The following is a 23,698-nucleotide window of genomic DNA, read 5'->3' as shown; positions in this document are numbered from 1 at the left end:
CTGGTCACCAGCACTGATCCGCGCGTTGCACCATTGATAGGTCACAAACGCGACGGATGAGTGGGAAGCGGGAAACAGTGGTGGACGTCCAGGGCACGGTCGCGGACGGCTTCGAGCCGGTCCGGGACGCCTTTGCGGCCAACTTCGCGCAGCGCGGCGAGCGCGGCGCGGCTGTCGCCGTCTACCGGCACGGGCGCAAGATCGTCGACCTGTGGGGCGGCAGCCGGGACGCCGACGGCCCCGCCGAGGGTACGCCGGACGACGCCGCCCCCTGGGAGGCGGACACCGCCCAGGTCATCCGCTCCGCCACCAAGGGCGTCGCCGCCATCGTCCCGCTCCTGCTGCACCAGCGCGGACTGCTCGACCTGGACGCCCCCGTCGGCACCTACTGGCCCGAGTTCAAGGCCGCCGGCAAGGAACGCGTCCTGGTCCGCCACCTGCTCTCGCACCGCGCCGGACTGCCCGTCCTGGACACCCCGCTCACCCCCGAAGAGGCCGTCGACGGCGTCAGCGGCCCCGCCGCCCTCGCCGCCCAGGCCCCCGCCTGGACACCCGGTGCCGAGCACGGCTACCACGCCCAGACCTACAGCTGGCTGCTGGCCGAACTGGTACGGCGGATCACCGGCCGCACCATCGGCACCTGGATCGCCGACGAGATATCCGGGCCCCTCGGGCTGGAACTGTGGGTCGGCGCACCCGCCGACGCGCTCGCCCGCACCGGCCGCCTGGCCGACGTCGAAGCACCGGCCCCGCCCGCCGCCGCCGGACTGCGCGTACGCCCCAAGCGCAACGTCTCCGACGCGTACGGCGACCCCGCCTCCCTCACCCGGCGCGCCTTCGGCGCCATCACCCCGGCCCCCGACGAGAACGCCGACACCTACCGGGCCGCCGAACTCCCCGCCTCCAACGGCATCGCCACCGCCCGTGCCCTGGCCCGCTGCTACGCGGCGCTCATCGGCCCCGTCGACGGCCACCCCCGCCTCTTCGCGCCCGCCACGCTCACCCTGGCCCGCACCGAGGAGTCCGCGGGCCCCGACCGTACCCTCGTCGTCAACACCCGCTTCGGCCTCGGCTACATGCTGCACGGCCCCGCCTCGCCCCTCCTGGCCCCCGGCTCCTTCGGCCACCCGGGCCGCGGCGGCTGCCTGGCCTTCGCCGATCCCGAGTCCGGCACGGCTCTCGGCTACGTCACCAACGGGATGCAGCAGAACGTGACGGCCGACCCGCGGGCCCAGGCGCTCGTACGGGCGCTGCGGGCGGCGCTGGAGGACTGAGCGCGGGGCGCACGTGTCGTACGAGGCTCCCGGGGCACCCGTACGCCCTGATCAGCCACTCCACACCCCAAGGAGCCGACATGGGCGACGAGCGCAAGCTGACGGACCCCCGGGAGGCCGGGCCCGACCAGGACAAGCCGAAGCCGCTGAACGGCGAGCGGGACCGCAGCGCCGAGGAGGTCAACGCGGACCAGCCGTCCGTACGCGGGGAGAAGCCGAAGCCGGCGCCGAAACGGTACTGACCGGGCGCCGCCCGCGGTCTGTTGCCGCCGGGGCATATGCGCCAAGGTGGGCGCATGCGGCGATTCGACGGCTACAGCGTACTGATCACCGGCGCCGGCCGGGGCATCGGCGAGGCCACCGCGCGGCGGCTCGCCACCGAGGGCGCGCGGGTGCTGGTCACCGACCTGGACGGCGGCCGGGCCGAGAAGGCGGCCGCCCGTATCCGCGAGAGCGCGCCCGTACGCGGCAGCGGCGGCACCGCCGGGGCGCTCGCCTGCGATGTCGCGGACCGTACCGCCGTGGAAGCGGCCGTCACGCACGCCGTACGGCGCTTCGGCGGGCTCGACGTGCTCGTCAACAACGCCTTCCGGTGCCGGCCCGACCCGCCGCGCTTCGAGGACCACCGGGACGACGACTGGACCGGTGACCTGGACATCACCCTCAACGGCGCGTTCCGCTGCGCCCGCGCCGCCCTGCCCCACCTGGCCGCCGCCGGCGGTCGCGGCGCGATCGTCAGCGTCGGCTCGGTCAACGGCGAGCAGGACTTCGGCAACCACGCGTACAGCGCCGCCAAGGCGGGCCTGGCCTCCCTCACCCGCACGCTCGCGGGCGAGGCGGCCCGGCGGGGCGTACGGGTCAACCTCGTCGCGCCGGGCACGGTCGACACCCCCAACTGGGGAGACCGCCCCGAAGCGCTGGAACGCGCCGCGTCCGAGTACCCCCTGGGCCGCGTCGGCCGCCCCGACGACATCGCCGCGGCCGTGGCCTTCCTCGCCTCCACGGACGCCGCCTGGATCACCGGCGTCACCCTCCCGGTGGACGGCGGCATCCTGATCGCCAACCTGTCCCTGAGCCGGGCGCTGAACGGCGAACCGCAAGCGCCCTAGTGCAGCATCAGCGCGATCCCCGCGACCATCAGGCCCGCCGCCGCGAGCCGAGGGGCGCCGAAACGTTCCTTGAAGAACAGTGTGCCGATGGCCGCGCCCACGATGATCGATGATTCGCGCAGCGCGGCGATCGGCGCCAGGTGGGCGCGCGTCTGGGCCCACAGCACCAGGCCGTAGGCGAAGACGGACAGCACGCCGCCGGCCGCGCCGCGCAGCGCCACCGGGCGGAGCTGGGTGAGGAGCGCGCGGCGCCGGGTGGCCAGCGCGTACGCGGGGATCGCCAGGCCTTCGAGGATCATCAGCCAGGCGATGTAACCGAGCGGGGTGCCGGAGGCGCGGACACCGACGCCGTCCACCGTCGTGTACGAGGCGATGGCCAGCCCGGTGGCGAGCGCGGCGGCGATGGCGGGCCAGTGCGGCTTCGTACCGGAGCCGCGGATGCCCCACAGCGCCACGCCCACCAGGCCCGCCGAGGCGAGCGCGACTCCGGCCAGGGCCCGGGCGTCGGGCAGTTCGCCGACGAAGACGGCGGCCAGGACCGTGACGACGAGCGGCGCGGTGCCCCGCGCGATGGGGTACATCTGCCCGAACTCGCCCAGCCGGAAGGACTGCATCAGCAGCACCTGGTAGACGATGTGCAGCACGGCGGACCCGGCGAGCGGGAGCCAGGCGCCGGCCGCGGGCAGCGGCGTGCAGCAGGCCAGCACCGCGCCGCACACCGCGCCACCGCCGCCGACCAGCGTGAAGGCGATCAGCTGGTCCTTGATGTGGTGCGCGATCGCGTTCCAGCCGGCGTGCGTGACGGCGGCGACCAGGACCGCGGCGACGACCAGGGGGCTCATGCGGCCAGTCCGCGCACGCGGGCCGCGCGGCCCCGGGCGTACGGGGCCGCCGGGGACCCGGCGGCGGGGGCCGGTGGGCGAGTGGCTTCATGACCGTACGGGAAAGGGCGCATGGCCCGCACGCTAGCTGTAGCTGTACGGGCCATGCGATGGTGGACGGGCGGGGTGTGCGAGATCACTCCGCGACCGCCGCGGCGGGCGGGCCTCAGCCCGCCGACAGGATCGAGCGGACGACCGGGCCCGCGTTCGAGCCGCCGTGGCCGCTGGCCGGGACGACGGCCGCCGCCGCGATGTCCCCGCGGTAGGCGGTGAACCAGGCGTTCGGCTTCTCCTGCCCGTCGACCTCCGCCGAACCGGTCTTCGCGCCGATGTCACCGCTGAGCCCGGACATCGCCTCCGCCGCCGTACCGGACGTGGCGGTCAGCTTCATCAGCGACTTCACCGCGGACGCGGTGTCCGGCTTCATCGCGCGCGGCGCCTTGGCCAGGGCCCGGCCGTCGAGCGAGGGCGCGACGACGTACGGCTGGTGGAAGCCGCCGTTCTGCACGGTCGCCGCGATCGAGGCGACGGTCAGCGGGTTCATCCGCACGCCGCCCTGCCCGATCAGCGAGGCGGCCATCTGCGCGTCGCTCTGCACCGGCACCGCGCCGTCGAAGGTCGGGATGCCCGTCTGCCAGTTCAGGCCGATGCCGAAGACGTCACGGGCCTGCTGCGTCAGGTCGTCGTTCGACAGCTTGGGGGCCATCGAGATGAACGCGTTGTTGCAGGACGCGGCGAAACTCTGCGCGAACGTACCGTTCTTGATCTCGGTCTTGTTCAGGTTCTGGAACTTCCAGCCGCCGACCGTCACGAACTTCTCGCACGGGTGCGGCTTGTCCGGCGCGGTGAGCCCCTTGTCGATGAGCATCGACGCCGTCACGACCTTCATCGTCGAGCCGGGCGCCATCGAACCCTGGGTGGCCGTGTTGAAGCCTTTCTCCGGGGAGTTGGCGATGGCCAGGATCTCACCGGTGCTCGGCTTGAGGGCGACCGCGGACGCCTTCGGCTTGCCCTTGACCGCCTTCTCCGCCGCCTCCTGCACCTTGGCGTCCAGGGTGGTCTTCAGCGTGCCCGGCGTGCCCTTGGAGAGCACCTTCAGCGTCTCGTCGGGCTTCTGGGTCGCCTTGTCGCCGACGGCCCGGTGGATGGACAGCTCCACACCGGGCTTGCCGTCCGTCTTCTTGCCGTACTTGTCCCGCAGGCTGTCCAGCACCCCGGCCAGCGCCGGGTGCGCCTCCTTGGTCAGCTCGGCGCCGTTGCGGTCCACGGCCTTGATGGGCGGCGCCTCGGACTCGCCGGTCCGCAGCACGTCGCCCTTGCCCAGCTGCGGGTGCAGGAGGGTCGGCGCCCAGGCGACACGCGGCTCGCCGGTCTCCTTGTCCCGCTTGACGGTCAGTGAGGTGCCGTAGGAGAACGGTGCCTTCAGGTTCTTGTACGAGATCTGGGCGGCGACCGTGTAGGCGACCTTGTCGCCGGTGACCTTGCCCGGGGTGATCTTCAGGTCCGTGAAGTGGGTCTGCTTCGGGTACGCGGCCAGACCGGCGGCGGCCGCCTTCGCGTCGTCCGTGAGGGCGGCCGCCCGGTCGGCGGTGCCGGCCTTCCACGCGTCGAGGAACTTCCCCGCGGTGCCGGTCACTTCCTCGGCGGACAGCGGACCGGTCTTCACCTCGGGCGCACCGCCGCCGGGCTTGCCGTCCCGGGCCGCACGGACCTCCTGGGCCTGATCGTCGTCACCGGACCCGCCGAGCAGCGTGTAGCCGCCGACGCCACCCAGGACCAGGGCCACCGCCCCGCCGATCAGCCCGTACCTCACCTCACGGCGCATGTCGCCGATCCCCTCCCGAATCCTCGTTCTTCAGCACGCACACAAGAACGTGCAGCGCACTCTATGGGACACGGGGTGCCGGGGTGAGTCTCGGCCCTGTGACGCGTGCGACGCCGGTGGTGCTCAGGCGTCCGGCTGCTGCTGCTGCGCCGGACGGCGCTGCCAGCGCTGCGGGGCGACCACTTCCACCGCGGTGATCCGGAAAACGGTGGTCTTCTGCCCGTCGATCTCGGTCTTGGCCTGCAGACCGGTCGCGTTGCCGAGCAGCGGGTTGCTGCTCTCCTGCCAGGTCAGCCCCGGGTAGTGCTGCCGCTCCGCCCAGACCTCGGCCTCCTCCCTGGCCTGGTCGATGTCGAGGAACGCCGCGAGGGCCAGCTCCTTGCAGGCGGGCGCGACGGTACGCAGCGCGCCGTGGTCCTCGACCTGTTCCGGCTTGTTGTGCTCAATGACGTAGACGATCTTCGGTGTGCTCAACTGCGGTCCCTCCCTGCCCCTTCGAGCCACAGGGCAGCGATCGGCATTGGCCGGCATCGTTCGATGCCGGCCAAGTATGGCCGCCGCCCCTGCGCGGACGGCGCTTTCGGCGTACGGGGCCCGGCCGTGTCGCGTCCCGGGCCCGGGTGACGGTGGACGGCACCCCGCTCCATGGGGATGAGTGCCCCGGCCGGCGCGTTGGACTCCGGCCGGGGCTGAATCGGAGGGCGTTGTGCGCCGGTGGACGACGGGGCGGAACTGTGCCCTCCGGTTGCCCGCCCGCTTCGACAACCTGGTCCTGATCGGCACGGGAACCGAACACCGGATCTGGCTCGGCCGCCGCTACGGCAAGGAGGTACACCTGCGCCGGTACTGACACCGAGGGGCAGCCACGGAAGCAGGCCGGGACCCGCGTCCGTGGCTGCCCGTCATGTGGGCCCGAGCGCCCGGGCCCGGCCGGCCGTCAGACCCACGTGTCGAACCACATCCGGTTGTGCCAGGCGCTCTTGGGGATCGGCTGGCCCGTGTACAGCGGGTAGAAGTAGATGAAGTTCCAGATGATGAGCAGGACGAGCACCCCGGCGCCGACCGCGCCGACCGCGCGCCGCCGTTCGCTCGACCCCGGTGGGCCGAGGATCGCGCCGACCATCATGGCCAGGGCCAGGCACACGAACGGCACGAACACCACCGCGTAGAACAGGAAGATCGTCCGGTCCTGGTACAGGAACCACGGCAGATATCCCGCGGCGATGCCGCAGGCGATGGCGCCCGCCCGCCAGTCCCGCTTGAACAGCCAGCGGTAGAGCACGTACAGGAGCGCGAAACAGCCCGCCCACCACAGCAGGGGAGTGCCCAGCGCGAGCACTTCCCGCGCACAGCCCTCGGCCGCCGTACAGCCGTCGTGCCCCATCTTGGGGTCCTCGTAGAAGTACGAGACGGGGCGGCCCTGCACCAGCCAGCTCCAGGGGTTGGACTGGTAGGTGTGCGGTGTGGACAGACCCTTGTGGAAGTCGTAGACCTCCGTCTCGTAGTGCCACAGGCTGCGCAGCCAGTCCGGCAGCCACTGCCAGCCGCCCGCCCGCCCCTCCGGGGTGGCGGTGGCCCAGTCGCGGTTGTAGCCGCCCTTGGTGACCAGCCAGCCGGTCCACGTCACCAGGTACGCGGCCAGGCCCAGCATGACGGTCGAGACGAAGGCGGGCAGCACGTCCCGGCGCAGCGCCGCGCGGACGGGATGCCGGGCGCCGGCCGTGCGCCGCGCGGCCACGTCCCACAGCACCGACAGCACGGCGAACGCCGCCAGGTAGTACAGGCCGTTCCACTTGCTCGCCGCGGACAGGCCCAGGCACACACCGGCCGCCAGCCGCCACGGCCGCCACCCCAGCCGCAGCCGGTCGCCCACCTTCTCGTCCGGCCGCGCCAGCCCGTCCGTACCGACCGGCAGCGCCGCCGCCAGCCGCGCCCGGGTGCGGTCCCGGTCCGCCAGCAGGCAGCCGAACGCCGCCACCACCCAGAACATGACGATGAGGTCCAGCAACGCGGTACGGCTCATCACGAAGTGCAGGCCGTCCACCGCCAGCAGGACGCCCGCCAGGCAGCCCAGCGCCGTGGAACGCATCAGCCGGCGGCCGATCCGGCAGATCATCAGCACCGACAGGGTGCCGAGCAGCGCGACCACGAAGCGCCAGCCGAAGGGGGTCATCCCGAACGCCCATTCACCCAGTGCGATCATCCACTTGCCCAGCGGCGGGTGGACGACATAAGAGTGTTCGGGCGAGAGCAGGATCTCCGGCGGGTTCGCCACCAGCGCGTCGTTGGCGTCCTTCGCCCAGGTGCCCTCGTAGCCGTACTGCAGCAGCGACCAGGCGTCCTTGGGGTAGTACGTCTCGTCGAATATCACCTTCGCCGGGCTGCCCAGGTTCCAGAAGCGCAGCAGTCCGGCGAAGAGCGCCACCAGCAGCGGACCGCCCCAGCCCGACCAGCGCGCCAGCCGGGCGGCGGCGGCCGGGCCCAGGCCCAGCACCGACCAGCCCCGCGTCCCCGGCTCGGGGAAGGCCGGCACCAGCCGCTCACGGGCGTCGGCCTGCGGCTGCCCGGCGTAGCCGAACCGGCGCAGCCTGCGCTGCCACCGGCGGGGCTGCCCGGCCGGTTCCTCGGCGCGGTCGGCGTCTGTCGCGGTGTCACTCGTCACCGGCCCATCGTAGGGAAGCGGTCTGTGCGGGACGCGGGGGCCGCGCGGCCGGGTTCCGGCACCCGGTACCGGCGGGGCGTACGGGGCCCGTGGTCCGGGCCGGGCGGCGCCGCCGGAACGGTCCGTACCGCGCGTGCGGAGCCGCCGCCGGAACGCGCCACGCCGTACGGCTGGGAGGATGGGGACGTGACTGGAACGCTGGTACTTGCAGGGACGCCCATCGGCGACGTCGCGGACGCGCCCCCGCGGCTCGCCGCCGAACTGGCGGCGGCCGAGGTGATCGCCGCCGAGGACACCCGGCGGCTGCGCCGCCTGACCCAGGCGCTCGGCGTGCACACGACCGGCCGCGTCGTGTCGTACTTCGAGGGCAACGAGGCGGCCCGCACCCCCGAACTGGCCGACGCCCTCGAAGCGGGCGCCCGCGTCCTGCTCGTCACCGACGCCGGCATGCCCTCGGTCTCCGACCCCGGCTACCGGCTGGTCGCCGCCGCCGTCGAACGCGGCATCAAAGTCACCGCCGTACCGGGCCCCAGCGCCGTACTCACCGCGCTTGCCGTCTCCGGCCTGCCCGTGGACCGGTTCTGCTTCGAGGGCTTCCTGCCCCGCAAGCCCGGCGAACGCCGCTCCCGGCTGCGCGAGGTGGCCGGTGAACGGCGCACCCTCGTCTACTTCGAAGCCCCGCACCGCCTCGACGACACCCTCGCCGCCATGGCCGAGATCCTCGGCGCCGACCGCCGCGCCGCGGTCTGCCGCGAGCTGACCAAGACGTACGAGGAGGTACGCCGCGGACCGCTGGAGGAACTGGCCGCCTGGGCGGCGGACGGCGTACGCGGCGAGATCACCATCGTCGTCGAGGGCGCTCCCGAGACCGGCCCGCAGGACCTCGGCCCCGACGAACTCGTGCGCCGCGTACAGGTCAGGGAAGAGGCGGGGGAGCGCCGCAAGGAGGCCATCGCCGCCGTCGCCGCAGAGACCGGCCTTCCCAAGCGCGAGGTGTTCGATGCCGTCGTGGCGGCAAAGAATGCGGCACGAACGGGACCCGCGGAAGGTAAATGACTAGCCTGGAAGGTAAAACGTGGGCCGCGCAGCGGGGCCGATTCTCTACACCCCGCCAAATCTGCGCCAACAGGTAGAAGGCCCTGCTGCGCCACCGCCGGGGAAGGCGTCCACTGGAGGTGGGACGTTCGTCCCCGGAGACCTTGTCCAGCGGGCAAGAGGAGCGGCTATGAGTGACATCGCGCGTACGCCGGGTATCGCCACCGGCGCCCACCCCACCCCCCGGGCCGACCCCCCGGCACACGAGGCCTACGCCTTCGCGTGCATGAGGTGCGGCCACGGCTGGGAGCAGTCGTACGAGATAACGCACCACGTCGACGCGGACGGGCGCGCGCACTGTGTGTACTACGCGGACGGCGAGCGTGTGCCTTCCCCCCTGACCCGGCCCACCTGCCTGAACTGCGGCGCGCACGTCGTACGCATCATGCGGGCCGGACAGGTCTCCATGGTCTCCAAAGCGATCGCCAGCCTGTACGAGCAGCCCTCGGCGGGCGCCGCCGAAGGCAACGCGGGCGCGGGCGCGGGAACCGTCCCGCAGCAGAGCGAGAGCCCCGACGACGGCGGCGCCTCGGCGGACGGCCGCCGCGAACGCCACCACTGGCACCTCGCCGACCTGCTGCACCCCTTCCAGCACCGCAGGTGAGCCGGCGGGGCCGCGGTCCCGGCCGGTGACCGCCGGCGGGCTTTCGTAGGATCGCGGCCATGAGCAAGAGCACCAAGGACGCGCCGCCGCCACTGCCCGAACCGCTTCGGGTGGCGGTGGCGGACTCGCACACGCATCTGGACATGCTCCCCCAGCTACCGCTGGGAGGTGCCCCCACCGGCACGGTCACGGAGGCCCTGGCCAAGGCCGCCTCCGTGGGCGTGACCACCGTCGTCCAGGTCGGCTGCGACGTGAACGGCTCACGCTGGGCCGCCGAGACGGCCGCCGCGCACGAGGCGGTGCACGCGACGGTCGCACTGCATCCGAACGAAGCGCCGCGGATCGTGCTGGGGGACCCTGACGGCTGGTCGAGGCAGGGTGCAAGGGAAGCGGGCGGAGACGCCGCCCTCGACGCCGCGCTCGCCGAGATCGACGCGCTGGCGGCCCTGCCGCACGTACGCGGCGTCGGCGAGACCGGCCTGGACCACTTCCGCACCGGCCCCGACGGCATGGCCGCCCAGCAGCGCTCCTTCCGCGCCCACATCGAGATCGCCAAGCGGCACGGCAAGGCCCTGGTCATCCACGACCGCGAGGCCCACGACGACGTGTTGCGGATCCTGCGCGAAGAGGGCGCGCCGGACACCGTCGTCTTCCACTGCTACTCGGGCGACGCGGAGATGGCCAAGACCTGCGCCGAGGCCGGCTACTTCATGTCCTTCGCGGGCAACGTCACCTTCAAGAACGCCCAGCCGCTGCGCGACGCGCTCGCCGTCGCACCGCCCGAACTGGTGCTCGTCGAGACCGACGCCCCCTTCCTCACCCCCGCCCCGTACCGCGGACGGCCTAACGCTCCGTATCTCATTCCGGTCACGCTGCGGGCCATGGCCGCGGTCAAGGGGATGACGGAGGACGCGCTGGCCACCGCCATTGCCGCGAATACGGCGCGCGCCTTCGGCTACTGAGGGACCCCCGGACGTGGGCGCGGCACAATAGCGCGACGACACTGTGTAGCGGGTCCGCTTTGGAGAGTCACCGTCACTCCGCTACATTCCGGCCCCACAACCCGGACCCGTGGCACGTGGAGCGTCGTGACTCATTCGCAGGGCAGCCACCATGTCGCGCACGGCGGCTACGGACCGACCACCGAGCCGCCGCGTGACGCAGCCGTCGAGACCCCCGATCCGTACGGGAGGTATGCCTCGTACGGGGAGTACGGGGGGCAGGGGGCGTACGGGGGCCATGGGGGGTACGGAGGGAACACGGAGTACGGGGCGTACAGCGCGTATGGCGAGTACGGGCCGTACGACGTGTACGAGACGTACTCGCCGTACGGCACCGTCGACCGTCGCGAACGTTACGAACCGGCGCGGGAGGCGGTGCGGGACAGCCGTGCCGGGTTCGGGCCGGCTCAGGGGTACCCGGTGTCGCCGCAGCAGCAGGCGCAGGACGCTCCGGACGGGTACGCGGGCGGACCCGCCGGCTCCGGTGGCAGCGAGGCGTGGGAAGCGCCCGGTACGGCCCCCCAGGCACCCGCGGCGCCGGGGCGCGTACCGCACCAGGGACCGCTGGTGCCGCTGCGCGACGACCTCGCCGACGTACCCTCCACCAGCCTCCGGCCAGGGGAATCCCTGCCCCAGCCGGGACGGGCCGCAGCCCGCCGCGCCGCCCGCGGCACCGCCCACCGCCGCGGCATGACCGGCCGCCTCAACGCCGTGGACCGCCGCGGCACCGAGGGCACCGAAACCCGCCGCCGCCTCCTCCCGCAGGCCCTCGTGGTGGCCTTCCTCGCCGGCGGCACCTCCGCGTTCATCGCCCACGACAAGGCCGTCCGTATCGACGTCGACGGCGAACCCCGCACCCTGCACACCTTCGCCGCCGACGTCGGCGACCTGCTCGCCGACGAAGACGTCGAGGTCGGCGCGCACGACCTCGTCCAGCCCGCCGCCGACGCCGCGCTGACCAGCGGCGACGAGATCACCGTCCGCTACGGGCGGCCGGTCCGCCTCACCCTCGACGGCGAACACCGCCAGGTCTGGACGACCGCCGAGACCGTCGGCGGCGCGCTGCGCCAGCTCGACGTCCGCGCCGAGGGCGCCTATCTGTCCGCCCACCCCGCCCAGCGCATCGGCCGCAACGGCCTCGACCTCGACGTCCGCACCGAACGCAGCGTCACCTTCGTCGCCGACGGCCGCGAACACACCGTCCGCACCAACGCCGCCACCGTCAGCGAGGCCCTCGACCAGGCGGGCATCGTGCTGCGCGGCGAGGACACCACCTCGGTGGCGCCGGAGTCCTTCCCGCGCGACGGGCAGACCGTCTCGGTCCTGCGGATCACCGGCGCCGAGAAGGTCCGCGAGGAGACCATCCCGTTCGAGACCGTCAAACAGGCCGACCCGACGATCTTCAAGGGCACCGAGACGGTGGTCCGCCAGGGACAGCCCGGCGTCCGCCGCCTGACCTACGAGGTGCGCACGGTCAACGGCGTCCAGCAGCGGCCCAAGAAGGTCGGCTCGGAGGTCGTCCGCGAGCCGCGCGACCGGATCGTGCACGTCGGCACCAAACCGATGCCGATGCGCGTCGACGGCGCCGACCACCTGAACTGGGGCGCGCTGGCCCAGTGCGAGGCGGGCGGGCGCGCCGACGCGGTGGACGCGTCCGGCACCTACGGCGGCCTCTACCAGTTCGACTCCGGCACCTGGCGCGGCCTCGGCGGCAACGGACGGCCGCAGGACGCACCGGCCAGGGAGCAGACGTACCGCGCCAAGAAGCTCTACATCAGCCGGGGAGCGAGCCCCTGGCCGGTGTGCGGGCGCAAGCTGCACGGCTGAGCGGCCGGGACGGCCCGGGGTGCGGCGGGCGCCGTCGCCGACCCCGGGCCCGCGCGCCGTAAGCTGCACGGGTGAGCAACAGCAGCCCCACCGACGAGCCCGGCCCCCTCCTGGGCGCCGCCGACATCCGCGAACTGGCCGCCGCGCTGGGCGTACGCCCCACCAAGCAGCGCGGCCAGAACTTCGTCATCGACGCCAACACCGTGCGGCGCATCGTGCGCACCGCCGAGGTCCGGCCGGACGACGTCGTCGTCGAGGTCGGTCCCGGACTCGGCTCGCTGACCCTGGCGCTGCTGGAGGCCGCCGACCGGGTCACCGCCGTTGAGATCGACGACGTGCTGGCCGCCGCGCTGCCCGCCACGGTCGAGACCCGGATGCCCGCGCGCGCCGACCGCTTCGCGCTCGTGCACAGCGACGCGATGCTGATCCGGGAGCTGCCCGGGCCCGCCCCCACCGCGCTGGTCGCCAACCTGCCGTACAACGTCGCGGTGCCGGTGCTGCTCCACATGCTCGCCACGTTCCCGACCATCGACCGCACCCTGGTCATGGTCCAGGCCGAGGTCGCCGACCGGCTCGCGGCCCGGCCCGGCAACAGGGTGTACGGCGTGCCGTCGGTCAAGGCCAACTGGTACGCCGAGGTCAAGCGGGCCGGCGCGATCGGGCGCAACGTGTTCTGGCCCGCGCCCAACGTCGACTCCGGCCTCGTCTCGCTCGTCCGCCGCGAGAAGCCGGTCGAGACCACCGCGAGCCGCGAGGACGTCTTCGCCGTCGTGGACGCGGCGTTCGCGCAGCGCCGCAAGACGCTGCGGGCGGCGCTGGCCGGGTGGGCCGGGTCGGCTGCCGCGGCCGAGACGGCGCTGGTGGCGGCGGGGGTGTCGCCGCAGGCGCGGGGTGAGGCACTGACGGTGGAGGAGTTCGCCCGTATCGCCGAGCACAAGCCCGCGCGCGAGGGGAGTGCCGCGTGACCGCCTCCGTCACCGTCCGCGTACCCGCCAAGGTCAACGTCCGGCTCGCCGTCGGCGGCGCGCGGCCGGACGGGTTTCACGACCTGGCCAACGTCTTCCTGGCCGTCGGGCTGTACGACGAGGTCACGGCGGCCCCTGCCGAGTCGCTGCGGGTCACCGCCGCCGGGCCGGACGTCGACCGGGTACCCCTCGACCGTACGAACCTGGCCGCCCGCGCCGCGGAGCTGCTCGCGGCCCGGCACGGCATCGCGCCCGACGTACACCTGCACATCGCCAAGGACATCCCCGTCGCGGGCGGCATGGCCGGCGGCAGCGCCGACGCGGCCGGTGCGCTGGTCGCGTGCGACGCGCTGTGGGGTACGGGCGCCACGCGCGACGAGCTGCTCGCGATCTGCGCCGAGCTGGGCAGCGACGTGCCGTTCTCGCTGGTGGGCGGGGCGGCGCTGGGACGCGGGCGCGGGGAACTGCTGACGCCGCTGGAGGTGGGCGGCACGTTCCACTGGGTGTTCGCGGTGGCCGACGGCGGACTGTCCACACCGGCCGTGTACGCGGAGTTCGACCGGCTGAACGAGGGCCTGGCCGTTCCGGAGCCCGAGGCGTCGCGGGGGCTGCTCGACGCGTTGCGTACCGGGGACGCGGTGGCGCTGGCCGCGGTCCTGGCCAATGACCTCCAGCCCGCGGCGCTGTCTTTGCGGCCGTCGCTGGCCGCTACTCTCGCGGCGGGTACCGCCGCCGGGGCCCTGGCCGCCCTGGTCTCCGGATCGGGGCCCACGACGGCCTTCCTCGCGAAGGACGCCGATACGGCGGCGTCCGTGGCGGAGGCGCTGCTGGCGTCCGGGACGTGCCGGGCCGCCCGGGTGGCGGCGGGGCCGGTGCCGGGGGCGACGGCCGTCTAGGACGCGCCTCGGAGGGCGGCGCTCACTCCCGCGCCCGGAGCACCCGGGAGGAAGGGATCGCGGGCCGGACTAGGCTGTCAGGAGGACCCCGACCGATGGAGTGAAGAGTGGCCGTCAACCTCGTCAATCTGGAAGCCGTGGGCAAGGTGTACGGGACCCGTGCACTGCTCGACGGTGTTTCCCTTGGTGTCAATGAGGGGGACCGGATCGGCGTCGTGGGGCGTAACGGCGACGGCAAGACGACCTTGATCCGGATCCTCGCGAAGCTGGAGAGCGCCGACGACGGGCGGGTGACGCACAACAGCGGGCTGCGGCTCGGTGTGCTCACGCAGCACGATTCGCTGGACCCGGCCGCCACCGTGCGCCACGAGGTGATCGGCGATCTCGCGGATCACGAGTGGCGGGGCAACGCCAAGATCCGGGACGTGCTGACGGGGCTGTTCGGCGGGCTGGACCTGCCGGGGCTCGGGCAGGGGCTGGACACCGTGATCGGGCCGCTGTCCGGTGGTGAGCGGCGGCGGATCGCGCTGGCGAAGCTGCTGATCGCCGAGCAGGACCTGATCGTTCTCGACGAGCCGACCAACCATCTGGACGTCGAGGGGATCTCGTGGCTTGCCGGGCACCTGCGGGCGCGGCGGTCGGCACTGGTGTGTGTGACGCACGACCGGTGGTTCCTGGACCAGGTGTGTACGCGGATGTGGGACGTGCAGCGTGGTGACGTCCACGAGTACGAGGGCGGGTACAGCGATTACGTCTTCGCCCGTGCCGAGCGGGAGCGGATCGCCGCCACCGAGGAAGCCAAGCGGCAGAACCTGATGCGCAAGGAGCTGGCCTGGCTGCGGCGGGGAGCTCCGGCGCGGACCAGCAAGCCGCGGTTCCGTATCGAGGCCGCCAACGAGCTGATCGCGGACGTGCCGCCGCCGCGGGACACCGCGGAGCTGATGAAGTTCGCGAACTCGCGGCTGGGCAAGACGGTGTTCGAGCTGGCCGACGTGACGGTGCAGGCCGGGCCGAAGGTGCTGCTCAAGCATCTGACGTGGCAGCTCGGTCCGGGGGACCGGGTCGGCCTGGTGGGTGTGAACGGCGCGGGCAAGACGTCGTTGCTGCGCGCGCTGGCCGAGGCGGCGCGTACCGAGGGCGAGGCGCAGCCGGCGGCGGGGAAGATCGTGGTCGGCAAGACCGTGAAGCTGGCCTATCTGTCGCAGGAGGTCGCGGAGCTGGATCCGGCGCTGCGGGTGCTGGAGGCCGTGCAGCGGGTGCGCGAGCGGGTGGATCTCGGCAAGGGCCGGGAGATGACCGCGGGGCAGCTGTGCGAGAAGTTCGGGTTCACCAAGGAGAAGCAGTGGACGCCGGTCGGTGACCTGTCGGGCGGTGAGCGGCGGCGGCTGCAGATTCTGCGGCTGCTGATGGACGAGCCGAACGTGCTGTTCCTGGACGAGCCGACCAACGACCTCGACATCGAGACGCTGACGCAGCTGGAGGACCTGCTCGACGGCTGGGCGGGGTCGCTGGTGGTCATCAGCCACGACCGGTACTTCGTCGAGCGGACGACGGACCGGGTGTTCGCGCTGCTGGGGGACGCGGCCTTGCGGATGCTGCCGCGGGGGCTGGACGAGTACCTGGAGCGGCGGCAGCAGGTGATCGACGCGGCGGCGCCCGCGCCGGCTCCGGCGGAGGCCGCGCCGAAGCAGAAACCGGCCGCGGTGACGCGGGCGGCACAGAAGGAACTGCAGAAGATCGAGCGGCAGCTGGACCGGATGGGGGAGAAGGAGTCCTCGCTGCACGCGCAGATCGCGGAGCATGCGACGGACTTCGAGAAGGTCGCGGGGCTGGACGCGCAGCTGCGCGAGCTGGTGGGGGAGCGGGAGGAGCTGGAAATGCGCTGGCTGGAATTGGCGGAGGACGCGTAGCCCGCTGCCGGAGTCGGCCGTTAACGATCGGCTCCGGCGCCTCTCCTGTCACATTCGGCCAAGAAACCAGGTGTAACTCAACCTGATTGGCCGGGATTTCAGCATTGCGGCAGGCTTCTTCCTCTGAGGGGGCGCGCAATGTCGAACAAGCGTGTAGCTTCCGGGGGCAAGGGGCCTGGCGGGGGCCGGGGGGCTGGGCTCGCCGGGGAATTTGGGGGGTTGCTGCAATGGGCGTGCGGCTGATGGTGGTCGACGATCACCGACTGCTCGCCGAGGCACTCGCCTCGGCCTTGAAACTGCGTGGGCACCGGGTGCTCGCGGCGGCCGCCCCGAGCGCGGGGGCGGCGGATCTGGTGGTGAGCCGCGCGCCCGAAGTGTGCCTGCTGGGCACGGCGTCACCGGCCGAGCCGGGCGCCTTCGACCCGGTCGTACGGATCAAGAAGGAGCGGCCGCAGGTCGCGGTGGTGGTGCTCGGGCCGGTGCCCAACCCGCGCGGCATCGCGGCCGCGTTCGCCGCGGGCGCGTCGGGATACGTACGGCACGACGAGCGGATCGAGGGCGTGGAACGCGCCATGATGAAGGCGCGCGCGGGCGAGGCGGCGATCGCGCCGCAGTTGCTCCAGCAAGCCTTCGAAGAGCTGCTGCACCCGGCCGCGCAGCCCGATGACGAGGGCGCCCGGCTGCTGCAGATGCTCACTCCGCGCGAGGTGGAGGTGCTGGTGCGGGTCGCGGAGGGCGAGGACACCCGGCTGATCGCGGCGGGCATGGGCATCGCGCCGAGTACCGCCCGTACGCATGTGCAGCGGGTGCTGATGAAGCTGGGCGTCGGGTCGCGGCTGGAGGCGGCGGCGCTGGCGGCGCGGACCGGTCTGCTGGACCGGGCGGCGACGCGGGGCGCGGGCGTACGCGAGGCGGCGGAGGCCGAGGTGGCTCCGCCGCCGTGACGGGCGTGTTCAGTCGGTGCCGTCCTGGAGGGCCGCCAGTTCCTCGGCGGTCGGCGGGACGGTCGGGCGGAGCTTGAGCCAGGCCAGGAAGAACAGGCCGAGCAGCAGCATGCCCAGGCCCGTCCAGAGGTTGATGTTGATGTCCTCGGCCTTCTTCAGGTCCGCGTCGGAGACGGTGAACCCGGCGATCGTGACGATGACGCCGTAGAGCGTGAACAGGCCGCCGATGATGAGGCGGATGTCGAAGAGCCGGGCGGCCGTGGCCGACCTGCGTTCGAGTTCGACCTCGTGCTGGTAGTCACTCATGGTGCGTGCGTTCCTTCGGCTGGGATGCGGGCGTCAGAAGGAGTACGGGACGTAGCAGAGGGCGGCGAGGATGATCGCGCCCCAGCCGAGCAGGGCCGGCTTGCGGTACCAGGCGTCGTCGCCCTTGGCGGGCGGCTCGTCCAGGCCGGGGGACCTGGTGCCGTAGACCAGGCCGGCCAGTTGCGCCGCGGGCCTGGGCTCGGTGAACAGGGTGACACCGACCATCACCACGGCGCCGACGACGAAGGCGACGATCGCGGAGACGAAGTTGGCGCCCTGGTCGGTGGGGATGGCGATGATGCCCTGCTTGTAGATCCAGAAGTAGTTGACCATCGCGGCGGTGGTGCCCGCGACCAGCCCCCACACACCGGACTTCATGGACGCCCGCTTCCAGAACATGCCGATGATGAACACCACGAACATCGGCACGTTGAAGAACGAGAACAGCGTCTGGAGGTAGCCCATGATGTTGTTGAAGCTGGCGGCCAGGAAGGCCGTACCGATGCTGCACAGCACGCCGACGGCGGTCACCAGGCGGCCGAACCGCAGGTAGTAGCGGTCCTCGCGGCCGGGCCGCACGTACTTCGCCCAGATGTCGGAGGTGAAGACGGTGTTGAACGAGGAGACGTTGGCGGCCATGCCCGCCATGAACGCGGCCAGCAGGCCGGTGACCGCGATGCCCAGGACGCCGTTCGGCAGCAGGTCCCGCATCAGCAGCGGAATCGCGTCGTTGTAGGTCAGGCCGGAGCCCTCCTGGCCGATGCCGGGGATGGCGACCGCGGCGACCAGGCCGGGGATCATCACCAGGAACGCGATGAACATCTTCGGGTACGCGGCGATCAGCGGGGTGCGCTGCGCGGCGGAGAGGTTCTTGGCGGACAGGGCGCGCTGCACCTCGGCGAAGTTGGTGGTCCAGTAGCCGAAGGAGAGCACGAAGCCCAGACCGAGGATGATCGTCAGCCAGTTGGCGCCGAGCGCGTTGGGCTCGCCGATGCCGGTGCCGTCCCAGGCCGTCAGGAAGCTGTGCCCGTGGCTCTTCTCCAGCGACGAGGACAGCCCGTCCCAGCCGCCGACCCGCTTGAGGCCGATGACGCAGATCGGGATGAGCGCGGCCAGGATGACGAAGAACTGCAGGACCTCGTTGTAGATCGCCGAGGACAGGCCGCCCACGGTGATGTACGCGAGGACGAACACGCCGGCGACGACGATGGCGACCCACTGCGGCCAGCCCAGCAGCGCCTCGACGACGATCGACAGGGCGTAGAGGTTGACGCCCGCGATGAGGATCGCGGCGAAGGCGAACAGCACCGAGCTGAGCAGGTGCGCCGACTTGTCGAAGCGCTGGAGCAGGTACTCCGGTACGGAACGGACCCGCGAGCCGTAGTAGAAGGGCATCATCACCAGGCCGAGGAACACCATGGCGGGGATGGCGCCGATCCAGTACCAGTGCACGACGGCCACGCCGTACTGCGCGCCGGTGGCGGCCATGCCGAGGATCTCGGTGGCGCCGAGGTTGGCGGCGACGAAGGCGAGGCCGGTGACCCAGGCGGGCAGCGACCGCCCGGACAGGAAGAAGTCCAGGCTGGTCTTCACGCTGCGCCGGGCGGCGAAGCCGATGCCGAGGACGACGGCGAAGTAGATGGCCAGAATCGCGTAATCGAGTCCGTTGGTGGGCAGCCGTAGCCCTGCGGCCAAGGTGATCATGGGGGCACTCACTTCTCTGTGCGTGATGAACGCACAGGAAACTACGCGCGGTCCTTCAGAAACTGAAGACTTTTGTTCGTTCTCGTGGTGCGATCGTGATTGAAGTGGGCGCTTTGCGCGGGAATCTCCGGGTGTCGGTCCCGCCGTGCCCCGGCGTTGACGGGGTTGTTTAGTTGTGCTTCATTGTGTGTGTTTGTGTTTGGTGGGTGTGACGGTGTGCCCGAGGAGTGCTCCAGTGAAGAAGACGATGACCCGGCTCGCCGACGGCCGGGAGCTCATCTACTACGACCTGCGCGACGACGTGGTGCGCGACGACACCGACCGCCGCCCCCTGGACCCGGTCTCCACCGCCTCCGAGATCCGCCACGACCGGCTGCTCGGCGACGCGGTCACCGTCGCCTCGCACCGCCAGGGCCGTACGTACCACCCGCCGGCCGACGCCTGCCCGCTGTGCCCCTCCCGCGACGGCCACGGCACCGAGATCCCCGCCGCGGATTACGACGTCGCCGTCTTCGAGAACCGTTTCCCCTCGCTGGCCGGCGACAACGGGCGCTGCGAGGTGGTCTGCTTCACCTCCGACCACGACGCCTCCTTCGCCGACCTCACCGAGGAACAGGCCGCGCTCGTCCTGGAGGCGTGGACCGACCGCACCGCCGAACTCTCCCAGCACCCCGGCGTCCGCCAGGTCTTCTGCTTCGAGAACCGCGGCGCGGAGATCGGCGTGACCCTCGGCCACCCGCACGGCCAGATCTACGCCTACCCCTTCACCACCCCGCGCACCGAGCGGATGCTCGACCGGCTCGCCGCCCACCGCGAGGCGACCGGCGGCCGCAACCTCTTCGACGACGTCCTCGCCGACGAACGCGCCGACGGCCGCCGCATCGTCCTGGACGCCGAGCACTGGACCGCCTTCGTCCCGTACGCCGCCCACTGGCCGTACGAGGTCCACCTCTACCCCAAGCGCCGCGTCCCCGACCTGCTCGCCCTCGGCGACGACGCGCGCACAGAGTTCCCACAGGTCTACCTGGAAGTCTTGCGGCGCTTCGACCGGATCTTCGGCCCCGGTGAGCCGCCGACCCCGTACATCTCCGCCTGGCACCAGGCGCCGCTGTACGCGGCCGACCGCGGGGACTTCGCCCTCCATCTGGAGCTTTTCACCGTCCGACGCACTTCCGGCAAGCTGAAGTTCCTCGCGGGTTCCGAATCCGGCATGAACGTGTTCATCAACGACGTGCCGCCGGAGGCTGCGGCCGAGCGACTGCGAGAGGTAGCGAGCGAGTGAGCAACAAGTACCTGGTCACCGGCGGTGCGGGATACGTGGGCAGCGTCGTGGCGGCCCACCTGGTCGAGGCCGGGCACACCGTCACGGTCCTCGACGACCTGTCCACCGGACACCGCGAAGGCGTCCCGGCCGGCCCCCGCTTCATCGAGGGCCGCGTCCAGGACGCCGCCCGCCACCTGGACGCCTCCTACGACGCGGTGCTGCACTTCGCCGCCTTCTCCCAGGTCGGCGAGTCCGTCACGGACCCCGAGAAGTACTGGCGCAACAACGTCGGCGGCACCATGGACCTGCTCGCCGCGATGCGCGGCGCCGGCGTGCGCACCCTGGTCTTCTCCTCCACCGCCGCGACGTACGGCGAGCCCGAGACCACCCCGATCACCGAGTCCGCGCCCACCGCGCCCACCAGCCCGTACGGCGCCTCCAAGCTCGCCGTCGACCACATGATCGCGGGCGAGTGTGCCGCGCACGGCCTGGCCGCCGTCTCGCTGCGCTACTTCAACGTCGCGGGCGCATACGGGGACTGCGGCGAGCGCCACGACCCCGAATCGCACCTGATCCCGCTCGTCCTCCAGGTCGCCCAGGGCAAGCGGGAGGCCATCTCCGTCTACGGAGACGACTATCCGACGCCCGACGGCACCTGCGTACGCGACTACATCCACGTCGCCGACCTGGCGGAGGCCCACCTGCTGGCACTGGACGCCGCGGCCCCCGGCGAACACCTCATCTGCAACCTCGGCAACGGCAACGGCTTCTCCGTCCGCGAGGTCATCGAAACCGTCCGCAAGGTCACCGGCCACCCCGTCCCCGAGATCACCGCGGACCGCCGCGGCGGCGACCCCGCCGTCCTGGTCGCCTCCGCACGGACCGCCATCGACCGGCTCGGCTGGCGCCCCAGCCGTACGGACCTGGCCGGCATCGTCGCCGACGCCTGGGAGTTCACCCGGCGCAGGGAGGCCGGCACCCCATGACGGACACCAGCTGGCTGACGGCGGACCAGGAAGAACGCGCCCAGCAGACCGCCGCGCGCTTCCACGAGGTGTACGGCGCCGCCCCCACCGGAGTGTGGGCGGCACCCGGCCGCGTCAACCTGATCGGCGAACACACCGACTACAACGACGGCTTCGTGATGCCGCTGGCCCTGCCGCACACCACTCTCGCCGCCGCCGCACCCCGCACCGACGGCGTCCTGCGGGTGCATTCCGGCGACAGCAGCGGCAACGGCCAGATCGCCGAACTCCGTCTGGACGCCCTGCGCCCGGCCTCCGACGGCGGCTGGGCGGGCTACCCGGCGGGCATCGTCTGGGCCATGCGCGAGGCGGGACTGCCCGTCGGCGGCGCCGACCTGCACTACGACAGCACCGTCCCGGTCGGCGCCGGACTCTCCTCGTCGGCCGCCCTGGAGGTCGTCACCGCGCTCGCCCTCGACGACCTGTACGGGCTCGGGCTCGCCCGGCAGCGCCTGGCGCGGCTCGCGCAGCGCGCCGAGAACGCCTTCGTGGGCGTGCCCTGCGGCATCATGGACCAGACTGCGGCGGCCTGTTGCACGGACGGCCATGCGCTGTTCCTGGACACCCGCGACCTCTCCCAGCGGCAAATTCCGTTCGATTTGGCGGCCGAGGGGCTGCGGCTCCTGGTGGTCGACACCCGGGTGAAACACGAGCTGGGGGACGGCGCGTACGCACAGCGGCGCGCCATGTGCGAGCGCGGTGCGCGGGCGCTCGGCGTACACACGCTGCGCGATGTGCGGTACGCGCAACTGCCCGAGGCACTGGACAGACTGGCGGCGGAGGACGGCGAACCGGTCGACGGGACGGGTGTCGGACCGGCGGGCGGGACGGCGGACGGGGCAGGGCGCGGACCGGGCGACGGCGGTCCCGGCGTCCGGGCCGTCGTACGGCACGTCGTCACCGAGAACCGGCGGGTCGAGGAGGTCATCGCCCGCCTGGACGCCGGGGAGACCCGCGCCATAGCCCCGCTGCTGACCGCCGGACACGCCTCGCTGCGCGACGACTTCAGGGTCTCCTGCGCCGAACTGGACCTCGCCGTCGAGGCGGCGGGCGCCGCGGGTGCGCTCGGGGCGCGGATGACGGGCGGCGGGTTCGGCGGTTCGGCCGTCGTCCTCGTCGAGGAGGCGGCCGCGGACGCCGTCGCCGCGCGGGTCAGCGAGGCGTTCGCGGCGGCCGGACACGCGGCGCCACGGATCTTTCCGGCCGTTCCGAGTGCGGGGGCGCGGCGGCTGGTGTGAGGCGCGGCGCCGGGGCGGGCCGGGGGAGGAGCCCTGGGCGGACCCGGGAAGGGCCCGCCGGGCCGCGGTTCCGGATCTGCGCGGGCCCGCCCGCCGGCCGATCGTATTCGGACGAACCTTGTCGACTTGTGTCCCTCGACGGCTGCTGGGCCCCACCCTGAACACTCGGGCCGGGCAGTTTTGCGATTAGCCTTCCGTTGCCGCACCCCGTCCGTACTCTGAGTCCCAGCACCGGTGGGGGCCGGTGCTGATCAGGGGGCGAGACAGTCGGGTACGACGCCCGGGGTGGGGTGGCCAAGGCGGCACGGCGGCGGCCGTGCGGCTGCGTCGGCCGTTGTCCCGGGCGCCGTGCCCACTTGGTCCGTTCCCCGAGACAGGGGGTCTCAGTGCAACGCATCCGGGTTCTGGTGGTCGACGACCACCGCATCTTTGCCGAGTCCCTGGCGGCCGCACTCGCGGCCGAACAGGACGTGGACGTGGCCGCGGCCGGCAGCGGGCCGGCGGCTCTGCGCAGCCTGGAGCGGGCGGCCACCGACGGCCGGCGCTTCGACGTGATGCTCATCGACGCCGACCTCGGCACCGTCGCAGCGCCGCTGGCAGCCGTACCGTCCCAGCCCGTGCAGGGCCGCGACGGCGCCTCGGACGGCGGGCCGCTGGACGGCATCTCGCTGGTCGCGGGCGTCCGTACGGCGTACCCGTACGTCCGTACCGTCGTGCTTGCCGAGAAGGACGACCCGCGCCGGGCCGCCTTCGCCCTGCAGGCGGGGGCCGGCGGCTGGGTCGCCAAGGACTGCTCGCTCTCCCGCCTGCTCGCCGTCATCCGCGGCGTGCTGCGCGACGAGACGCATCTGCCGCCCGCGCTGCTGACCGGCGTCCTGCGGGAGCTGACGGCGGCACGCAAGCACCGTACGGAAAGCGAGCGGCTGGTGGAGTCGCTGACGCCGCGCGAGCGCGAGGTACTGCGCTGCATGGTGGCGGGGCTCGGGCGCAAGGCGGTCGCCGAGCGGCTGTTCCTGTCCCCGCACACGGTCCGTACGCACATGCAGAACGTGCTCGGCAAGCTGGGCGTCCACTCGACGCTCGCCGCCGTGGCACTGGCGCGGCGGGCCGGTGTCGGCCCGGTGGAGCTCGAACCGGCCACGGCCGCGGCCTCCGCGCTGACCTGAGG

At 72.6% G+C, this 23,698-nt stretch carries 21 protein-coding genes; 15 read left to right on the top strand and 6 right to left on the bottom strand.

Translation table 11 applies throughout. From position 1 onward, the window contains the following. Window positions 1–56: 56 nt before the first annotated feature. The 3 genes from ACZ53K_RS17425 (at window position 57) to ACZ53K_RS17415 (ending at window position 2,383) form a co-directional block, all read left to right on the top strand. On the top strand, window positions 57–1,274 hold the full coding sequence (locus ACZ53K_RS17425) for a serine hydrolase domain-containing protein (RefSeq protein ID WP_468836865.1): 1,218 nt from the start codon (window positions 57–59) through the stop codon (window positions 1,272–1,274). Window positions 1,275–1,354: 80 nt separating this feature from the next. Next, window positions 1,355–1,516, top strand: a complete 162-nt coding sequence (locus ACZ53K_RS17420) for a hypothetical protein (RefSeq protein ID WP_468836863.1) — start codon at window positions 1,355–1,357, stop codon at window positions 1,514–1,516. Window positions 1,517–1,570: 54 nt separating this feature from the next. Beyond that, window positions 1,571–2,383, top strand: a complete 813-nt coding sequence (locus ACZ53K_RS17415) for an SDR family NAD(P)-dependent oxidoreductase (protein ID WP_468836861.1) — start codon at window positions 1,571–1,573, stop codon at window positions 2,381–2,383. Here the strand turns inward: ACZ53K_RS17415 and ACZ53K_RS17410 are convergent. The 4 genes from ACZ53K_RS17410 to ACZ53K_RS17395 form a co-directional block, all read right to left on the bottom strand. Beyond that, window positions 2,380–3,225, bottom strand: coding sequence for an EamA family transporter (locus tag ACZ53K_RS17410; protein WP_468836859.1), 846 nt, complete (start codon window positions 3,223–3,225; stop codon window positions 2,380–2,382). The genes ACZ53K_RS17415 and ACZ53K_RS17410 overlap by 4 nt on opposite strands. A gap of 205 nt (window positions 3,226–3,430) precedes the next feature. Continuing rightward, complete coding sequence (locus tag ACZ53K_RS17405) at window positions 3,431–5,089, bottom strand: penicillin-binding transpeptidase domain-containing protein (RefSeq protein ID WP_468836857.1); 1,659 nt, start codon at window positions 5,087–5,089, stop codon at window positions 3,431–3,433. 123 nt (window positions 5,090–5,212) lie between these two features. Then, entirely contained in the window at window positions 5,213–5,563 is a 351-nt protein-coding gene (locus ACZ53K_RS17400) for a hypothetical protein (protein ID WP_468836856.1), read from the bottom strand. Between the two features lie 463 nt (window positions 5,564–6,026). Then, the gene (locus tag ACZ53K_RS17395) at window positions 6,027–7,751 is read right to left on the bottom strand and encodes a dolichyl-phosphate-mannose--protein mannosyltransferase (RefSeq protein WP_468836855.1); all 1,725 of its coding nucleotides are present in this window, start codon (window positions 7,749–7,751) and stop codon (window positions 6,027–6,029) included. A gap of 186 nt (window positions 7,752–7,937) precedes the next feature. On the opposite strand from ACZ53K_RS17395, the gene rsmI reads away from it, so the two are divergent. The 8 genes from rsmI to ACZ53K_RS17355 all read left to right on the top strand — a co-directional run bounded on the left by rsmI (window position 7,938) and on the right by ACZ53K_RS17355 (window position 16,993). Then, window positions 7,938–8,807: a 16S rRNA (cytidine(1402)-2'-O)-methyltransferase gene (gene rsmI / locus ACZ53K_RS17390; RefSeq protein WP_468836853.1), complete on the top strand. Its 870-nt coding sequence runs from the start codon at window positions 7,938–7,940 to the stop codon at window positions 8,805–8,807. Window positions 8,808–8,976: 169 nt separating this feature from the next. Next, window positions 8,977–9,450 (top strand): hypothetical protein, encoded by a 474-nt coding sequence (locus tag ACZ53K_RS17385; protein ID WP_468836852.1) that lies wholly within the window; start codon window positions 8,977–8,979, stop codon window positions 9,448–9,450. Window positions 9,451–9,509: 59 nt separating this feature from the next. Further along, the gene (locus ACZ53K_RS17380) at window positions 9,510–10,412 is read left to right on the top strand and encodes a TatD family hydrolase (protein ID WP_468836851.1); all 903 of its coding nucleotides are present in this window, start codon (window positions 9,510–9,512) and stop codon (window positions 10,410–10,412) included. 126 nt (window positions 10,413–10,538) lie between these two features. Continuing rightward, on the top strand, window positions 10,539–12,278 hold the full coding sequence (locus tag ACZ53K_RS17375; protein WP_468836849.1) for a ubiquitin-like domain-containing protein: 1,740 nt from the start codon (window positions 10,539–10,541) through the stop codon (window positions 12,276–12,278). Between the two features lie 71 nt (window positions 12,279–12,349). Further along, window positions 12,350–13,243 carry a 16S rRNA (adenine(1518)-N(6)/adenine(1519)-N(6))-dimethyltransferase RsmA gene (rsmA, locus tag ACZ53K_RS17370; RefSeq protein ID WP_468836847.1) on the top strand — a complete coding sequence of 298 codons (894 nt, stop codon included), beginning with the start codon at window positions 12,350–12,352 and terminating at the stop codon, window positions 13,241–13,243. Then, window positions 13,240–14,139, top strand: a complete 900-nt coding sequence (locus tag ACZ53K_RS17365) for a 4-(cytidine 5'-diphospho)-2-C-methyl-D-erythritol kinase (RefSeq protein ID WP_468836845.1) — start codon at window positions 13,240–13,242, stop codon at window positions 14,137–14,139. The genes rsmA and ACZ53K_RS17365 overlap by 4 nt, the downstream gene beginning before the upstream one ends. A gap of 107 nt (window positions 14,140–14,246) precedes the next feature. Next, a complete protein-coding gene (locus tag ACZ53K_RS17360) occupies window positions 14,247–16,049 on the top strand; it encodes an ABC-F family ATP-binding cassette domain-containing protein (RefSeq protein WP_468836843.1) in 1,803 nt (600 codons plus the stop codon). A gap of 227 nt (window positions 16,050–16,276) precedes the next feature. After that, complete coding sequence (locus ACZ53K_RS17355; protein WP_468836841.1) at window positions 16,277–16,993, top strand: helix-turn-helix transcriptional regulator; 717 nt, start codon at window positions 16,277–16,279, stop codon at window positions 16,991–16,993. Between the two features lie 9 nt (window positions 16,994–17,002). Here ACZ53K_RS17355 and ACZ53K_RS17350 read toward each other — a convergent pair whose 3' ends face one another. Together ACZ53K_RS17350 and ACZ53K_RS17345 are read right to left on the bottom strand one after the other, a co-directional pair. After that, the gene (locus tag ACZ53K_RS17350) at window positions 17,003–17,299 is read right to left on the bottom strand and encodes a hypothetical protein (protein ID WP_468836840.1); all 297 of its coding nucleotides are present in this window, start codon (window positions 17,297–17,299) and stop codon (window positions 17,003–17,005) included. 33 nt (window positions 17,300–17,332) lie between these two features. Next, window positions 17,333–19,003, bottom strand: a complete 1,671-nt coding sequence (locus ACZ53K_RS17345; RefSeq protein ID WP_468836838.1) for a sodium:solute symporter family protein — start codon at window positions 19,001–19,003, stop codon at window positions 17,333–17,335. 235 nt (window positions 19,004–19,238) lie between these two features. On the opposite strand from ACZ53K_RS17345, the gene galT reads away from it, so the two are divergent. The 4 genes from galT (at window position 19,239) to ACZ53K_RS17325 (ending at window position 23,696) form a co-directional block, all read left to right on the top strand. Next, a complete protein-coding gene (gene galT, locus ACZ53K_RS17340; protein ID WP_468836836.1) occupies window positions 19,239–20,285 on the top strand; it encodes a galactose-1-phosphate uridylyltransferase in 1,047 nt (348 codons plus the stop codon). Further along, window positions 20,282–21,253 carry a UDP-glucose 4-epimerase GalE gene (gene galE, locus ACZ53K_RS17335; RefSeq protein WP_468836834.1) on the top strand — a complete coding sequence of 324 codons (972 nt, stop codon included), beginning with the start codon at window positions 20,282–20,284 and terminating at the stop codon, window positions 21,251–21,253. The genes galT and galE overlap by 4 nt, the downstream gene beginning before the upstream one ends. Then, the gene (gene galK, locus ACZ53K_RS17330) at window positions 21,250–22,530 is read left to right on the top strand and encodes a galactokinase (protein WP_468836832.1); all 1,281 of its coding nucleotides are present in this window, start codon (window positions 21,250–21,252) and stop codon (window positions 22,528–22,530) included. Before galE ends, galK begins: the two co-directional genes overlap by 4 nt. A 386-nt stretch (window positions 22,531–22,916) precedes the next feature. Continuing rightward, the gene (locus ACZ53K_RS17325) at window positions 22,917–23,696 is read left to right on the top strand and encodes a LuxR C-terminal-related transcriptional regulator (protein WP_468836830.1); all 780 of its coding nucleotides are present in this window, start codon (window positions 22,917–22,919) and stop codon (window positions 23,694–23,696) included. Window positions 23,697–23,698: the final 2 nt, after the last annotated feature.

Source organism: Streptomyces sp. NPDC033221 (assembly GCF_055577005.1).
The sequence above is the reverse complement of the archived record's forward strand: the minus strand, read 5'-3'. Positions and strand labels throughout refer to the sequence as shown.

What these genes read in the sequence shown, in the direction of transcription:
- ACZ53K_RS17380 (WP_468836851.1), top strand. Translation starts at nt 9,510, where the DNA reads ATGAGCAAGAGCACCAAGGACGCGCCGCCGCCACTGCCCGAACCGCTT.
- ACZ53K_RS17405 (WP_468836857.1), bottom strand. Translation starts at nt 5,089, where the DNA reads ATGCGCCGTGAGGTGAGGTACGGGCTGATCGGCGGGGCGGTGGCCCTG.
- ACZ53K_RS17415 (WP_468836861.1), top strand. Translation starts at nt 1,571, where the DNA reads ATGCGGCGATTCGACGGCTACAGCGTACTGATCACCGGCGCCGGCCGG.
- ACZ53K_RS17350 (WP_468836840.1), bottom strand. Translation starts at nt 17,299, where the DNA reads ATGAGTGACTACCAGCACGAGGTCGAACTCGAACGCAGGTCGGCCACG.
- galK (WP_468836832.1), top strand. Translation starts at nt 21,250, where the DNA reads ATGACGGACACCAGCTGGCTGACGGCGGACCAGGAAGAACGCGCCCAG.
- ACZ53K_RS17345 (WP_468836838.1), bottom strand. Translation starts at nt 19,003, where the DNA reads ATGATCACCTTGGCCGCAGGGCTACGGCTGCCCACCAACGGACTCGAT.
- ACZ53K_RS17385 (WP_468836852.1), top strand. Translation starts at nt 8,977, where the DNA reads ATGAGTGACATCGCGCGTACGCCGGGTATCGCCACCGGCGCCCACCCC.
- ACZ53K_RS17410 (WP_468836859.1), bottom strand. Translation starts at nt 3,225, where the DNA reads ATGAGCCCCCTGGTCGTCGCCGCGGTCCTGGTCGCCGCCGTCACGCAC.
- ACZ53K_RS17355 (WP_468836841.1), top strand. Translation starts at nt 16,277, where the DNA reads ATGGGCGTGCGGCTGATGGTGGTCGACGATCACCGACTGCTCGCCGAG.
- ACZ53K_RS17425 (WP_468836865.1), top strand. Translation starts at nt 57, where the DNA reads ATGAGTGGGAAGCGGGAAACAGTGGTGGACGTCCAGGGCACGGTCGCG.
- ACZ53K_RS17420 (WP_468836863.1), top strand. Translation starts at nt 1,355, where the DNA reads ATGGGCGACGAGCGCAAGCTGACGGACCCCCGGGAGGCCGGGCCCGAC.